Source organism: Providencia rettgeri (assembly GCF_001874625.1).
Lineage (GTDB): Bacteria > Pseudomonadota > Gammaproteobacteria > Enterobacterales > Enterobacteriaceae > Providencia > Providencia huashanensis.
This window is the reverse complement of record NZ_CP017671.1, coordinates 2150072-2164390: the sequence shown is the minus strand read 5'-3', so window position 1 is coordinate 2164390 and position 14319 is coordinate 2150072. Positions and strand designations below refer to the sequence as shown.

The window sequence follows — 14319 nt, the reverse complement described above, 5'->3', positions numbered from 1 at the left end:
CTAGGGGAATACAGTGTTTGTGTCACATATTGTTGACAGTCTGTAATGTTAACGTGAATACTCAGACAATATCACTATTTTAGGCTTTTTTTTGTGTGTTGGAATAGCAATAAAACTATTAATTGACAAATAATGCTGCAGGGTGAGTCAAAACTGTCAACTCCCCCTGCCAATTATTCTCTATTTATGATTTATTTTTCTTACTGGGAATAACATTCTTTAATTGACCAATAAGTTGATGACGAAAATCAGCTAACCTTGGTTTGTCTTCAATCCAAGGCAATGGCCGGCATAGCTCCATCGCTTTGATACCAAGGCGAGCGGTTAGCAAGCCTGCACCGATACCTTGTGCGGCACGTGTCGATAAACGCGCGGTGATATCCTGTGACAGCCAATCCATACCGACCTCACGGATCAATTCAGATGCTCCAGCGAATGCAATATTGATTAACACCATACGAAACAACCTAATACGGCTATAATAGCCCAATTCTATGCCATAAATTGCAGCGATTCGGTTGATTAAACGAATGTTACGCCATGCAATGAAAGCCATATCGACAATCGCTAATGGGCTAACCGCGATCATGATTGCCGACTCTGCCGAGCAACGACTAATTTCTTTGCGTGCTTGTTCATCCAAAATAGGTTGAACCATTCTGCTGTATAATTCTACGATTTCTCGGTCATTATGAGAATCATGGATAGTTGCCTGCCAACGTTGCAGTGCGGGGTGTTGTGCCGATAATGCCGATTGTTTGGCTAATTTTTCACAAAAAGGCTTCCCTTGCCCCATGCCATGGCTGTGTAAAAGTTCTCGCGCAAAATCCCGTTCTTGCGCCCGCTCTCTTAAGCGGTACAAGCGCCGCCATTCTCCCGCAATTGACCCTACACCGGCAATAATAATCAAGCCCCCTGCTGCCGCAGTACCTAGGGCCGTCCAATCCTGAGTAACCCATGACTGGTGTATCCAAATACCTAATTGAGCGACCACACTGACAGCAAAAACCCCCACTGCGGTTCCGACTAACTTACGCCAAAAACTTCTTTTAGGTTTTAATGCTTCGTTAATTAGGCTTTCTACCTCACCTTCTTGGTTATCTTGTTCTAATTCCAAAGAGATAGGCGTAAATTTTTCAAGCTCTTGCTCATCAAAAAAATGTGCCTTTTTCAGCTTTTCTTCATTTTCTTTTTCAAGGCTATCAGCAAAATCAAGACGTTGTTTTAGAGGTTCATTCATTTTAGTTTATCTCCCAACAGAAATTCTAGCGCGCTATCCATACGGATATGGGGCAATGGTTGGTCAATAGGTGTAAATCGTGGCCTAAAGTTTTCAAACTGGAAACCTTGCCGTTGCCAGAATTGCTCATTTGGCAGCCGTTTTGGCACTTCCCCTGGATAAAAAGTCAACGGCAAACCATCACTTAAGCGCTCGCCTTTTAAAGCGGGTAGTTTCTCGCCTTTATAATCCACAAGACCGCTTTCTGTGGCCTGTATCGACGCTAACCCAACACAATCCATGCTTATCCCTTCAAATGCGGCGTGTTGCCAAGCTTCTTGAACCAATTGTTGTAAAAGCGCCACTAAATTTGCATGTTGATCAGGGGTAACATGATCGGACTTACTGGCAGCAAACAGTAATTTATCAATACAAGGAGAAAATAAGCGTCTTAATAATGTCCGTTTCCCATATTGAAAGCTGCGCATCAATTGGGTCAGCGCCATTCTCATATCATTAAATGCATCAGCCCCACTGTTTAACGGTTGCAAGCAATCAACTAAAACAATTTGCCGATCAAAGCGTTGAAAATGCTCCCGATAAAACCCTTTTACTACGTGCTCACAATAATATTGATAACGCTGTTGTAACGCGCCAATATTCGTATTCTTACCTGCTTGGGCGAGCTTTTTCTCCCCATATTTTGCAATATTTGGCCAAGGGAAAAATTGCAACGCTGGAGCCCCAGCCAATTCCGCAGGTAATACAAAACGACCAGGCTGAATAAAATGTTGCCCTTGGGCCTTACATTCTAATAAATATTGTGTATACGCTTCTGAAATTTCGGCCAATAAATTCTCATCGACAGGCGCTAATGGGTCACATTTCTCACACAAAGTCAGCCATGATTGCGCTAAATGAGCTCGTTCCCCTTTGACTAAAGTATGCATTTGCTCTGACCAAGCCAAATAATGCAAATCCAGCATAGGAAGATCCAATAGCCATTCACCTGGGTAATCAACTATTTCCAAATATAGCGAAGAATTATCAACAAAATGGCGAAGGAAAGAATCTTCTGAACGATAATGTAATTTTAAGCGGATTTCACTCACGCCTCGAGTCGGCGTTGGCCATTGTGGAGGTTGACCATAGAGTGAAGCGATCCCTTCATCGTACGCAAAACGTGGTACCGATAAATCACGGTGAGGAACGCGTTTAACACCCAATAATCGTTTGTCCCTTGCAGCGGAAAATAATGGTAACCGGGCACCAGTATTAACATTCAATAATTGATTAACTAACGAGGTGATAAATGCCGTCTTACCACTACGGCTAAGCCCGGTTACTGCTAGCCTGACATGACGGTCAACACTCCGGTTCATCAAATCAGTTAATTCATTTTGCAGCCGTTTCATGCTCCTCCGAAGACTTATCCTTTAAATATAAATCAATTTCACCAACAACACTGGTGGTTAGATAGATAATACCCTTATTAATTTAGCATAAAACAACAAATTGAATTAGGTTAACCGCTTAATTAACGCATTTATTAGCCACTTACTGCTCAACAGCTTAATTATTTTCCCGATGACACCCGCAGGGCCATAAGTCATCAATAACAATAAAATAAATTTAACTCCTCTCTTCAATATTAGTTGTTTAGCGAATTTTTTTAATCGAGGATTGGTTTGATTTGACATACTGCGCTCACTGACACGTTGAAAACAAAAGGGATTCGGCATCAATACCTAACCCCTTATCGTGTGATGACAATGCGAAATGTTATAGATCACGAAATTTACTATTAACAGTATAAGTATCTGAAGTTACATATCTTTCAATCTGGCGTAGCTTCATTTCACCTGATTTTAACTGTGTATCTATTTGGTTTATTAGGCTACTCACTTCAGGCCCAATATCTTGCTCTGAGCGATAACCACTTGGCGCGGTTTCAACAACAAAGCACATAACAATATACAAAATTAATGTAATTCCGAAACTGACAAATAAAGCCAGTACAGCCAATGCCCTAACCAAAGCAACCGGAAGTTCCAAGTATTCTGCAATACCCGAACATACACCACCGAACACTCGTCTATCCGTTAAACGGTACAGCTTACGGCCGCGAAATTGAGTCATTATTTTTGCCTCCAATTTGGGTGCTCTGCATCCAAAATGTCTTCAAGCGTTTTAATACGTTGCTGCATATGTGATGCCTGTTCAGCCAATTGCATTAAACGCTGTATTTCATTTTCGGTTAGCTGACTCCCTTGCCCATTATTCTTTTTGCTGTAGTGTAACCACAGCCAAATAGGCAAAATAAAAATGAGAAAAATTATTAATCCGAGAGACAGAAAAACGTAGCCCATCACATTTCCTTATACATATGGTTTGCTTGTCTACAGCACTGATACGATGTTACCAACGCATCAGTGCATCAAAAATACTGTTATTGCTCTTTGTTTATTTTAGCTTTAAGTGCAGCTAATTGCGCACTAATTTCATCGTCTGCTTTCAATTCAGCAAACTGTTGGTCCAGTGATTTTTGTTTGCCAATACCATAACTTTGGGCTTCGCCTTCCATATGGTCGATACGGCGTTCAAACTGTTCGAAACGCGCCATAGCTTCATCAAGCTTGCCGCTATCCAACTGACGGCGAACATTACGGCTTGATTGCGCAGCTTCCATACGAACTACCATGGACTGCTGCTTAGCACGCGTTTCCTGCAGTTTATTTTCCAATTCAGTAATTTCGCCTTTCAAACGGGCTAATGTTTCACCAACAATAATTAGCTCATGTTTTAATGTATCTACCATGTCACTAACTTTTTGTTTTTCAATCAATGCAGCACGCGCTAAATCTTCTTTATCTTTAACGAGTGCTAATTCTGCTTTTTCTTGCCAATCAGCAACTTGCTTTTCACCCATTTCAATACGGCGTTCTAGCCCTTTTTTTCTGCTAGAGTACGTGCAGATGTTGAGCGAATTTCAACCAACATATCTTCCATTTCCTGAATCATCAGGCGGATCATTTTTTGCGGATCTTCAGCTTTGTCTAACAAAGAAGCGATGTTTGCATTAATGATATCGGCAAAACGTGAAAAAATACCCATTATTTATTTCCTCTTGATGGATTTTATCATTCTGTAGCGCCTCGACCTGATTTGGCTTCCAACCAATACCTGACGCTCCGTAAGTCATACAATTAATTCGTTATACCAAACTATTTGCGAAGAAAATATTGCAACTAGCGTGCCAACTTTAAAATTTATTTATATCCAAATGATTTTTAAGTAAATAATTATATGCTTTCCCTTTTATTTCATTTTAGCCTATAGTAAAAAATAGGCATTTTAAACCAACTATTGGTAAAAATAACCATGAAAGAGACTAATGACCCGATCCTTGGTATTTCAAGTAATTTTTTAGACGTACTAGAACAAACCTCCGAGCTCGCTCAACTGAGTAAACCTATACTGGTTATTGGTGAACGAGGTACAGGTAAAGAGCTTATCGCCGATAGGCTTCATTACTTATCCCCTCGATGGCAAGAAGCTTTTATCTCTCTCAATTGCAGTGGACTCAATGAGAATTTACTGGATTCTGAATTATTCGGACATGAGGCAGGGTCTTTTACAGGCGCACAAAAACGCCATCAAGGCCGCTTTGAACGCGCTGATAAAGGGTCACTTTTTCTGGACGAATTAGCCACAGCCCCAATGTCAGTACAAGAAAAATTATTACGAGTAATTGAATATGGTGAATTAGAACGAGTGGGAGGAAGCCAATCATTACATGTTGATGTTCGTTTAATTTGTGCTACTAATGCGAATTTGCCAGAACTGGCGAAACAAGGTCGATTTCGAGCAGACCTCTTAGACAGACTTGCTTTTGATGTAATCCGCATACCACCTTTGCGTGAACGCCAACCAGATATTTTACTACTAGCAGAGCATTTCGCCATTTTAATGTGTGGAGAACTAAAACGTTCACATTTTACTGGTTTTACTCATGATGCCCAACAAACACTACAACAATACCCTTGGCCTGGTAATGTACGTGAATTGAAAAATGTCATAGAGCGCTCCGTATACCGTCATGGTGACCGTGCAGAGCCTGTCAACAATATTATTTTTAACCCCTTTGGAGAGCGACTCACAGAATTACATGAGTCATTACCTGCTCAACAATCTGTGTCTCCTTCTTCCTCAACATTGCCCTCGTTACCTTGTGACTTGCGCCAATGGCAACAAACATCTGAGAAAAGGTTGTTAGAGCAAGCACTTGAAATAAGCCATTTTAACCAACGTAAAGCTGCAAAATTACTTTCATTAAGTTATGACCAACTACGTGGTTTGATTAAAAAACATCAGATTAAATTAGAGCCCTAATAATAAATAGTGTTCAAGTGACATTATGGTTATTTGAACACGGCTTTAAATTTAGACATTATTATCTTCCTTATTAACTGTATTTTTATTGCCAAATATTTCAAAAAATTGGCCTCAACCTTTATTACCTAATACGCGATAACACCTAATAATATTTAAATTTTAAATACATATATATTATTTTTTCTAAATAAAAGCAAAAAACCAAACCCCGAGTTTAAATTCACGCATATCAATTAGATAAGGTTCAATTTTTATCAACTTGCCTTAAATTAATTAATCTGCAATTATTTTCAATGAGATAAAAAATTAAGGTTATCTTAACTAAGTATTTTATACAATTTTATTGGGTAAATCTTCTCGCACAATAAGTTAATTATTAACATAATGATTATGGCAATGTTATACCCTGCATTCTTATCATTATAATTTTTTACTATTCTCAGAACACTCTTTAATAAATTAAATTATTTCTTTATTTTACAAATTGTCATATTTATCTACTGTGCGAAATGTATTTATGTGATATCTCTAGACCATAACTTTATTTACTAAAAGGAGACTATTATGAAAAATATAAACATTTTAGCTGTAACATTTTTTATTCTAGCTTTATCTCCTATCACCAATGCTGAGTCATTAATGAGAACTTTTTCTTATTGTGACTCATCCTTTTTTGAGAAAATTAAAGAAAGCCCTGTCTTACAAGATGTCTCTGACATTTTAAATAAATCACAGCTTAGTGATGGTAAGCAAATTTCTGTCAATATCAATTTTTCCCCGACAAATAAAGTCACTTTTAACCGTTTTATTGCTAGTCATAGTGATTTTGACAAATATGATGACTTTTCTTATATGGGAATGCGTGGACAGTATTATTTTTGGGGGTTCGAAACAACACAAAGCCTTGAAGAAGTGATCCGCCATACTACATCAAGGATTAGCATTATCAAGATTGGTAATAGTTATATATATTCCCCCATGATTAGGCATAATTTACAAGATCACTGGGTATTTAACGAAAATGCAGCTCAACGTTACAACCTTGACAAGAATGCCGCTGAAAAAATGCTGATTATTGAAAAGGATGAGCAAAGAGGTGTCGTTCGCTTTTTGTGTACCCTTCAAGGCAAAGTGACAAAAGATGATTTAAAATATGTTGGTTTAGAATAAATTCGCTTTTTATTACTGCCGTCTGTGCCAATTGACTGCTTATGTTTGGATAAAAAAAAGCCAGCACCCATGCTGGCTATCAAATAAAACACTGGAAGCAATGTGAGCAATGTCATGCCTTGTCTACATAAGCGTTTGCTTAATCGACAAAACGAATGATAATCGTTATCAATGCCGTTTGTAAAGCTTTTTAATGAGATTTTTTCTCATTAAGACATAGTTCAATGATAAACCTAATAATTTAAAGTTAGATTATTAGGTTTACTCCATTAATTACGCCTATTCATTCCTATTTTTTTGATTAAAATTTTGCTTATACCCAGAGCCCCTATTTTTACGCTACAATAGGCTCATTCAGGTTAACGATATCAGTGTTATGCGCCAACTAACTTTTTGGTTTTTACTTATCATTTCTTTATCTGCCCGTGCACTTGCTAACCAAGGGCATTACCCAGACATCGTGGCAAACGAGGTCCCAGCTGATATACGCCAAAAAGGTTTTATTTATTGTGTAAATGGCATCGTCACAACATTTAACCCTCAGTTGGTCAGCAGTGGGCTCATTGTCGACCCTCTTGGCGCACAAATTTATGACCGCCTATTAGATGTCGACCCTTTTACCTATCGTTTAATTCCCGAACTTGCATCACGTTGGGAGGTTCTTGATAACGGCGCAACTTACCGTTTACACCTACGTAAAGACGTAAAATTCCAAAATACGCCTTGGTTTTCACCGACCCGTAACATGAATGCAAATGACGTTGTGTTTAGCTTCGCCCGTATGTTTGAGGTAAATCATCCTTACCATTATATTAATGGTGGCCGTTACCCTTATTTTGATAGTTTGCAATTTGCGAGTAGCGTACAAAGTATACAAAAAATTAATAACTATACGGTTGAGTTCCGTTTGAACTCACCGGATGCCTCCTTCTTATGGCACTTAGCGACTCACTATGCCCCTATCCTGTCGGCTGAATATGCAGACTACCTTTCGAGTATTAACCGCCAAGAGTTGATTGACTGGCGTCCTGTTGGCACAGGGCCATTTAATTTAGATGACTACCAAGCTGGGCAATTTGTTCGTTTACTTAGAAATGACCAATATTGGAAAGGTCAACCTCGTATGGAAGAAGTCGTCGTCGATATGGGTGCCGGTGGAACTGGGCGTATTTCAAAATTACTCACAGGGGAATGCGACGTTTTAGCTTACCCCGCGGCAAGCCAACTAAAAGTGTTACGTGATGACCCACGCTTACGGATTTCCATGCGCTCGGGTATGAATATCGCTTATTTATCATTTAATACCAGTAAACCGCCATTAGATAAGCTAAAAGTACGCCAAGCTATTGCTTATGCGATCAATAATGAAAGGCTAATGCAGTCTATTTATTATGGTACCGCTGAAACAGCGGCATCAATCCTACCTAGGGCTTCGTGGGCATATGATAACCAAGCAAAAATAACAGATTACAATCCAGAACTCTCAAAGCAAATGCTACAAGAAATGGGGTTAGAAAACCTCAAGTTAGACTTATGGGTGCCAATTGCTTCACAATCATACAACCCCAGCCCATTGAAAATGGCTGAGCTTATCCAAGCTGATTTAGCACAAGTCGGAGTTATTATGAATATCCGTTCTGTTGAAGGCCGCTTTCAAGAAAACCAATTAATGGATAGGTCTCATGATATGACACTCGCAGGATGGACAACAGACAGTAATGACCCTGACAGTTTCTTTCGTCCTTTGCTTAGCTGTGCAGCAATAGGTTCACAGACCAACTTGAGCCACTGGTGCAACCCTTCATTTGATGAGATTTTGCATAAAGCATTGCTGACACAACAACTCGCTGCTCGTATCGATTATTACCATCAAGCGCAGCAAATTTTAGGGGAAGAGCTTCCCGTTTTACCCCTAGCCTATTCTTTACGTTTACAAGCATATCGTTATGATATTAAGGGCTTAATGATCAGTGCCTTTGGTAACACATCCTTTGCTGGGGTGTATCGTGAAATGGAGCAAAAAATTAAAGTTGCACCTAAAAAGCCGAGTTCGCAACCATGATAATTTATTCTCTGCGTCGTTTTTTATTGCTACTAGTTACCGTATTCTTTTTATCATTAGTGAGCTTTAGCTTAAGTTATTTTACACCTAACGCGCCGTTAAGTGGTGCGTCACTCATTGATGCTTATATTTTCTATTTCGATGGTTTACTTCATTTTGATTTTGGTGTTTCTAGTATCAATGGTGAGCCAATAACCGAACAGCTAAAAGATACCTTCCCTGCAACAATGGAGCTGTGTATTTTAGCCTTTATCTTTGCATTAACCACAGGGATCCCGCTTGGAATTATAGCGGCTTTTTGGCGTAACAAACCTGCCGATATTGTTATCAGTATTTTTGCTTTATTGGGCTTTTCTGTGCCTGTCTTTGTACTAGCGCTTGTTTTAACTTTATTCTTCTCATTACATCTTGGGTGGCTCCCCGTCTCTGGTCGTATTGACCTTTTATATAATCTTAAACCGGTAACAGGGTTTGCTTTAATTGATGCATGGCTTTCAGATTCGCCCTATCGTAAGGATATGATAATTAACGTACTTGAGCATATGATGCTGCCCGTGCTAACCCTAGCACTCGCTCCCACGACAGAAGTTATACGTTTGGTGAGGAACAGTACCGAAGAAATTGCTAGTGAAAACTATATAAAAGCCGCAGCTATCCGCGGCCTCTCAAGAATTAAAATTATTCAGCGCCATATTTTTCACAATGCTATTCCACCTATCATCCCTAAACTTGGGTTACAGTTCTCAACAATGCTAACTCTCACAATGGTAACCGAGCTAGTCTTTAACTGGCCGGGGCTTGGCCGTTGGTTAGTCACTGCGATCCGTCAAGAAGACTATTCGGCGATTTCAGCCGGGGTAATGCTAATCGGTGCATTAGTCATTACAGTAAATGTACTTTCTGATATTTTAGGCGCTATGATGGACCCATTAAAGCATAAGGATTGGTATGTCCTCAGATAATTTTTATCGTGAACAAAAAATGCCATCCCCAACACGTGTGGTATGGAATTTATTTTCATCAGATGTTATTTCAATGGTGGGGTTTATTGGCGTCCTAATTTTGTTGGCTCTATGCTTTACAGGTTCTTATCTTGCTCCTTACGCATTAGATCAACAGTTTTTAGGTTATCAATTAACACCACCCTCTTGGTCGCACTACGGTGAGGTCGCATTCTTCTTCGGGACTGACGATCTTGGTCGCGATATTCTTAGCCGGCTATTAATCGGTACTAAATCAACTTTTGGCTCTGCTATTTTAGTGACCTTCATTGCGACAATTATCGGGTTGGTTTTAGGTTGTTTAGCCGGAATGACTCGTGGGTTAAAATCCGCAGTGTTTAACCATATACTTGATACCCTATTGTCTATTCCCTCATTATTATTAGCCATTATTGTTGTGGCATTTATGGGGGCTAGTTTGCAAAATGCTATGCTAGCTATTTGTCTTGCATTGATTCCTCGAATGGTAAGAACTATTTATGTTGCAGTGCATGATGAATTAGATAAAGAATATATTGTCGCCGCACGCCTTGATGGGGCGTCAAATATTTTTATTTTATGGTATACCGTACTTCCTAACATCACACCAATTTTGGTTACTGAGCTGACTCGCGCGCTATCAATTGCCATATTAGACATTGCCGCTTTAGGCTTTCTTGATTTAGGTGCACAACTCCCTTCCTCTGAATGGGGGGCAATGCTTGGTGATACTTTAGAACTTATCTATGTCGCACCTTGGACCGTGATCCTTCCTGGTATTGCTATCATGATAAGCGTGCTCTTTGTTAACCTTTTAGGCGATGGGTTACACCGAGCGATTAATGCGGGAGTTGAATAATGCCACTATTAGACATCCGCAATTTAACCATCGAATTTATGACGGCGAATGGCCCTGTTAAAGCGGTTGACCGTGTATCCATGACTCTATCTGAAGGTGAAATACGCGGTTTAGTCGGCGAATCAGGTTCAGGTAAGAGCCTAATCGCCAAAGCAATTTGTGGGGTAACTAAAGATAATATTAGGGTAACAGCCGACCGCTTTCGTTTTCAAGATATCGACTTATTAAAACTCAGTCCTCGTAAACGCCGCCGGTTAATTGGCCATAATATTTCAATGATATTTCAAGAGCCCCAGTCTTGTCTCGACCCTGCGGCAGATATTGGTAAACAGCTAATTCAATCTATTCCCAGTTGGACCTATAAGGGCCGTTGGTGGCAACGCTTTAATTGGCGAAAACGCCGAGCGATAGAGTTATTACACCGGGTTGGTATTAAAGACCATAAAGATATTATGCGTAGCTATCCCTATGAACTCACTGACGGTGAATGCCAAAAAGTGATGATAGCTATCGCCATTGCTAACCAACCCCGTTTATTGATTGCGGATGAGCCGACCAACGCAATGGAGTCCACCACGCAAGCTCAAATATTTCGTTTACTTGATAAGTTAAATCAAAACAATAACATGGGTATTCTACTGATTAGCCATGATTTGGAAATGATGTCAAAATTAGTTGACCGTATTAATGTACTTTATTGTGGTCAAACCGTTGAAAGTGCGACTCCTGAAGATATGTTACAGCGCCCACGGCACCCATATACACAAGCCCTAATTCGTTCAATTCCTGATTTTGAAAGCCCAATTCCTCACAAAGGGCGGTTGAATACCTTACCCGGTGCAATTCCTTCACTGGAACATTTGCCTATTGGTTGCCGCCTTGGTCCACGTTGCCCTTATGCGCAGCGTACTTGTATCATTGCGCCTCAATTACGCAGTATTAAAGGCCATCTCGTTGCTTGTCACTATCCGTTAAACACCGAGGAACAGCCATAATGGAAACCTTACTTGAAGTACGTAACCTCACTAAGACTTTCCGTTTCCGTGAAGGGCTATTTCATCGCCATGAGTTACAAGCCGTAAAACCTGTCAGTTTTAACTTACAAGCGGGCCAAACCTTAGCCATTATTGGCGCCAACGGTTCAGGGAAGTCGACACTTGCACGTATGTTATCAGGTGTTGTCGAGCCCACTAGTGGCGATATTTTTATCCGTGGGCAGCACCTCAAATTTGGTGATTACAGTTACCGTTGTCAACGGGTTCGCATGATATTCCAAGACCCCAGCACCTCATTAAACCCAAGGCAGCGTATTGGCCAGACCCTTGAGCTTCCTTTAAAGCTAAACACTGATTTAACAGGAATTGAGCGTGAAAGGCGTATAATTCAAACACTTCGCCAAGTAGGTTTACTTGCTGACCATGCAGAATATTACCCTCATATGTTAGCATCAGGGCAGAAACAACGCATCGCATTGGCTAGAGCACTTATCCTACAGCCGGAAATTATTGTTGCGGATGAAGCATTGGCTTCTTTAGATATGTCGATGCGTTCGCAAATCATTAATCTAATGTTGGATTTACAAGCAAAGCAAGATATTGCTTTTATTTATGTCACCCAACATTTAGGCATGATGAAACATATTAGCGATAAAATGCTAGTGATGGATAAAGGAGAAGTTGTCGAGCGAGGCAATACTGCTGAAGTTTTAGCCGCCCCTCTGCATGATGTCACTCGCCGCCTAATTGAAAGCCATTTTGGTGAGCCTTTATCTATCGATGCATGGCGGCAAGATTTATCATAATTAATGCCGCTATTTATGCTATTAGCGTGAGATTGTCACATTTGCCTTAATATGTTTGAGATGTACAACAATTGTGAAGGTGACAATCACTAACAGTGACCATGCTCCCCATTTGCCCGCATGCACCATTGACCAAGCACCAATTTGGTTTGGGTATTGCCAAACACCAAAAAATGTCCCAAAGTTTTCAGCTAACCAAATAAAAAAACCAATCAACATAAAAGCTAGTAATAAAGGCATTCTGCGTTCTTTATCTAATGGGGTATAAAAAACGACACTACGTGCATACAAGCCAAAAATAAAAGCTGTCAAATACCAACGGTAATCATCAATATAATGGTGGCTAAAAAAATTCACATAAATGGCAAGAGCAACAAATGTCGCCATCCAATAAGGTGGGTAATGTTCAATTCTAACGTTAAAAAACCGCCAAGACTGAATGATATAGCTCCCTACCGCCGCATACATAAAACCAGTAAACAAAGGAACGCCCCAAAGCTTGGAATAAGCCTCATCGGGGTATTGCCATGAACCAATAGTTGCAGAGGTTTTAAATAACTCCATCATAAAACCGACTAAATGAAAAACACAGATTGCTTTTAATTCATCCCATGTTTCTAGTTTTGACCATACCAATAAAGCTTGAAATGTGACGGCAAAAATTAATAGGGCATCATAGCGAGGAAGCCCCATTACCCCTTTCGCTGGCACTAAAAATAAGGCCAAAAAGAAAAAACCAGCAAATAAACAAGAACGTGCATTGATGATACCAAAGAACCAGAACTCTAAAATAAAACGTTTAATCCCTTGGCTATTATTTGGCGTGTGCGCCATCAAAATTTTATCTAGCTTCCCTAAGATATTTAATTTTTGACACCCGTTGGTCATTTATTTACTCGCTAATTTCAATTGTGCGACTGTATTTTTATATACAAAGTAAGCTGTAGATTTTAGCAAAGCATAGCGAATACACCTAAGGCAACTATCTTAATTTTATGGCTTTTTTTCTTTTACCTTAACATTCTCATTTTTACTCTTGGGCCCTATTTTTGTTTAAATTTTAATTTTTGTATGTATCTCGCACCTGATGGCAATTCGTTAACAGAAAGTAATGATATACTTAAGTGATATGTGTTTATTTGCTATATGAATGCCCACTTAATAACTTAGGAGTTTTATCATGAAATTGTATTACGCTCCCGGTGCTTGCTCGCTGTCCCCTCATATTATTCTGCGTGAGACTGGATTAGACTTCAGTATTGAACGAGTTAATATCAAAGAGAAAAAAACAGAGAAAGGCGAGGATTATTTAGCAATAAACCCTAAAGGACAAGTTCCAACTTTAGTGCTAGATAATGGTGAGCAGTTAACAGAAGGTGCTGTTATTGTTCAATATATTGCTGATCAAAAACCTGATCGTAACCTAATCGCACTACCAGGGTCGATGAAACGTTATCACCAACTCGAAGCCCTTAATTTTATTTCGACAGAATTACATAAAAATTTCTCGCCGTTATTTACCCCCGGTACACCAGAAGAATATAAAGACACCGCTCGTGGCATATTATTTAATAAGTTTAAATATGTCGACAACGTACTATCAAAACAGGCTTTCTTTGCTGGTGATAGCTTTAGTGTTGCCGATGCTTATTTATTTACCGTTAGTGGTTGGGCAAAACATGTCGGGCTGGATTTAGCTAGCCTAACCCACCTACAAGATTACATGGCTAAAATTGCCAAACGCCCTAATGTCCAAGATGCATTAAAAGCTGAAGGACTGATTTAATCCGTAAGATAGCGCTCAACCAACGGGCGCTATCTATTTTATTAACT

13 protein-coding genes and 1 pseudogene are annotated in these 14319 nt (G+C 39.7%); 8 read left to right on the top strand and 6 right to left on the bottom strand.

Translation table 11 applies throughout. The features are described 5' to 3' along the window. Positions 1 to 184: 184 nt before the first annotated feature. From RB151_RS09950 to pspA, 5 genes and pseudogenes are all read right to left on the bottom strand, one after another. The gene (locus tag RB151_RS09950) at positions 185 to 1240 is read right to left on the bottom strand and encodes a YcjF family protein (protein WP_042843999.1); all 1056 of its coding nucleotides are present in this window, start codon (positions 1238 to 1240) and stop codon (positions 185 to 187) included. Further along, positions 1237 to 2634 carry a YcjX family protein gene (locus RB151_RS09945; RefSeq protein ID WP_071548027.1) on the bottom strand — a complete coding sequence of 466 codons (1398 nt, stop codon included), beginning with the start codon at positions 2632 to 2634 and terminating at the stop codon, positions 1237 to 1239. The genes RB151_RS09950 and RB151_RS09945 overlap by 4 nt, the downstream gene beginning before the upstream one ends. 367 nt (positions 2635 to 3001) lie before the next feature. Then, on the bottom strand, positions 3002 to 3358 hold the full coding sequence (gene pspC / locus RB151_RS09935; RefSeq protein WP_042844002.1) for an envelope stress response membrane protein PspC: 357 nt from the start codon (positions 3356 to 3358) through the stop codon (positions 3002 to 3004). After that, positions 3358 to 3588, bottom strand: a complete 231-nt coding sequence (gene pspB / locus RB151_RS09930) for an envelope stress response membrane protein PspB (RefSeq protein WP_042844003.1) — start codon at positions 3586 to 3588, stop codon at positions 3358 to 3360. Before pspB ends, pspC begins: the two co-directional genes overlap by 1 nt. Before the next feature lie 80 nt (positions 3589 to 3668). After that, positions 3669 to 4333, bottom strand: a pseudogene (pspA, locus tag RB151_RS09925) (phage shock protein PspA). 267 nt (positions 4334 to 4600) lie between these two features. Between pspA and pspF the strand changes: the two are divergent. From pspF to sapF, 7 genes are all read left to right on the top strand, one after another. Next, positions 4601 to 5611 (top strand): phage shock protein operon transcriptional activator, encoded by a 1011-nt coding sequence (gene pspF, locus RB151_RS09920; RefSeq protein ID WP_048607030.1) that lies wholly within the window; start codon positions 4601 to 4603, stop codon positions 5609 to 5611. A gap of 567 nt (positions 5612 to 6178) precedes the next feature. Next, on the top strand, positions 6179 to 6784 hold the full coding sequence (locus tag RB151_RS09915; RefSeq protein ID WP_048607028.1) for a hypothetical protein: 606 nt from the start codon (positions 6179 to 6181) through the stop codon (positions 6782 to 6784). Positions 6785 to 7160: 376 nt separating this feature from the next. After that, positions 7161 to 8846, top strand: coding sequence for an ABC transporter substrate-binding protein SapA (gene sapA, locus RB151_RS09910; protein ID WP_048607026.1), 1686 nt, complete (start codon positions 7161 to 7163; stop codon positions 8844 to 8846). Continuing rightward, the gene (gene sapB, locus RB151_RS09905; protein ID WP_042844008.1) at positions 8843 to 9808 is read left to right on the top strand and encodes a putrescine export ABC transporter permease SapB; all 966 of its coding nucleotides are present in this window, start codon (positions 8843 to 8845) and stop codon (positions 9806 to 9808) included. Before sapA ends, sapB begins: the two co-directional genes overlap by 4 nt. Then, the gene (gene sapC / locus RB151_RS09900; protein WP_042844010.1) at positions 9795 to 10685 is read left to right on the top strand and encodes a putrescine export ABC transporter permease SapC; all 891 of its coding nucleotides are present in this window, start codon (positions 9795 to 9797) and stop codon (positions 10683 to 10685) included. The genes sapB and sapC overlap by 14 nt, the downstream gene beginning before the upstream one ends. Next, the gene (gene sapD / locus RB151_RS09895; RefSeq protein ID WP_042844011.1) at positions 10685 to 11680 is read left to right on the top strand and encodes a putrescine export ABC transporter ATP-binding protein SapD; all 996 of its coding nucleotides are present in this window, start codon (positions 10685 to 10687) and stop codon (positions 11678 to 11680) included. Before sapC ends, sapD begins: the two co-directional genes overlap by 1 nt. Next, a complete protein-coding gene (gene sapF / locus RB151_RS09890) occupies positions 11680 to 12486 on the top strand; it encodes a putrescine export ABC transporter ATP-binding protein SapF (RefSeq protein ID WP_042844012.1) in 807 nt (268 codons plus the stop codon). The genes sapD and sapF overlap by 1 nt, the downstream gene beginning before the upstream one ends. Before the next feature lie 21 nt (positions 12487 to 12507). Here sapF and RB151_RS09885 read toward each other — a convergent pair whose 3' ends face one another. Then, positions 12508 to 13374 carry a DUF817 domain-containing protein gene (locus RB151_RS09885; protein ID WP_071548026.1) on the bottom strand — a complete coding sequence of 289 codons (867 nt, stop codon included), beginning with the start codon at positions 13372 to 13374 and terminating at the stop codon, positions 12508 to 12510. A 292-nt stretch (positions 13375 to 13666) separates the two neighbouring features. On the opposite strand from RB151_RS09885, the gene gstA reads away from it, so the two are divergent. Next, the gene (gene gstA / locus RB151_RS09880) at positions 13667 to 14272 is read left to right on the top strand and encodes a glutathione transferase GstA (RefSeq protein ID WP_042844014.1); all 606 of its coding nucleotides are present in this window, start codon (positions 13667 to 13669) and stop codon (positions 14270 to 14272) included. The last annotated feature ends 47 nt before the right edge of the window (positions 14273 to 14319 follow it).

Coding starts and splice junctions, on each gene's coding strand:
- RB151_RS09950 (WP_042843999.1), bottom strand. CDS start 1,240: ATGAATGAACCTCTAAAACAACGTCTTGATTTTGCTGATAGCCTTGAA.
- RB151_RS09945 (WP_071548027.1), bottom strand. CDS start 2,634: ATGAAACGGCTGCAAAATGAATTAACTGATTTGATGAACCGGAGTGTT.
- pspC (WP_042844002.1), bottom strand. CDS start 3,358: ATGACTCAATTTCGCGGCCGTAAGCTGTACCGTTTAACGGATAGACGA.
- pspB (WP_042844003.1), bottom strand. CDS start 3,588: ATGGGCTACGTTTTTCTGTCTCTCGGATTAATAATTTTTCTCATTTTT.
- pspF (WP_048607030.1), top strand. CDS start 4,601: ATGAAAGAGACTAATGACCCGATCCTTGGTATTTCAAGTAATTTTTTA.
- RB151_RS09915 (WP_048607028.1), top strand. CDS start 6,179: ATGAAAAATATAAACATTTTAGCTGTAACATTTTTTATTCTAGCTTTA.
- sapA (WP_048607026.1), top strand. CDS start 7,161: ATGCGCCAACTAACTTTTTGGTTTTTACTTATCATTTCTTTATCTGCC.
- sapB (WP_042844008.1), top strand. CDS start 8,843: ATGATAATTTATTCTCTGCGTCGTTTTTTATTGCTACTAGTTACCGTA.
- sapC (WP_042844010.1), top strand. CDS start 9,795: ATGTCCTCAGATAATTTTTATCGTGAACAAAAAATGCCATCCCCAACA.
- sapD (WP_042844011.1), top strand. CDS start 10,685: ATGCCACTATTAGACATCCGCAATTTAACCATCGAATTTATGACGGCG.
- sapF (WP_042844012.1), top strand. CDS start 11,680: ATGGAAACCTTACTTGAAGTACGTAACCTCACTAAGACTTTCCGTTTC.
- RB151_RS09885 (WP_071548026.1), bottom strand. CDS start 13,374: ATGACCAACGGGTGTCAAAAATTAAATATCTTAGGGAAGCTAGATAAA.
- gstA (WP_042844014.1), top strand. CDS start 13,667: ATGAAATTGTATTACGCTCCCGGTGCTTGCTCGCTGTCCCCTCATATT.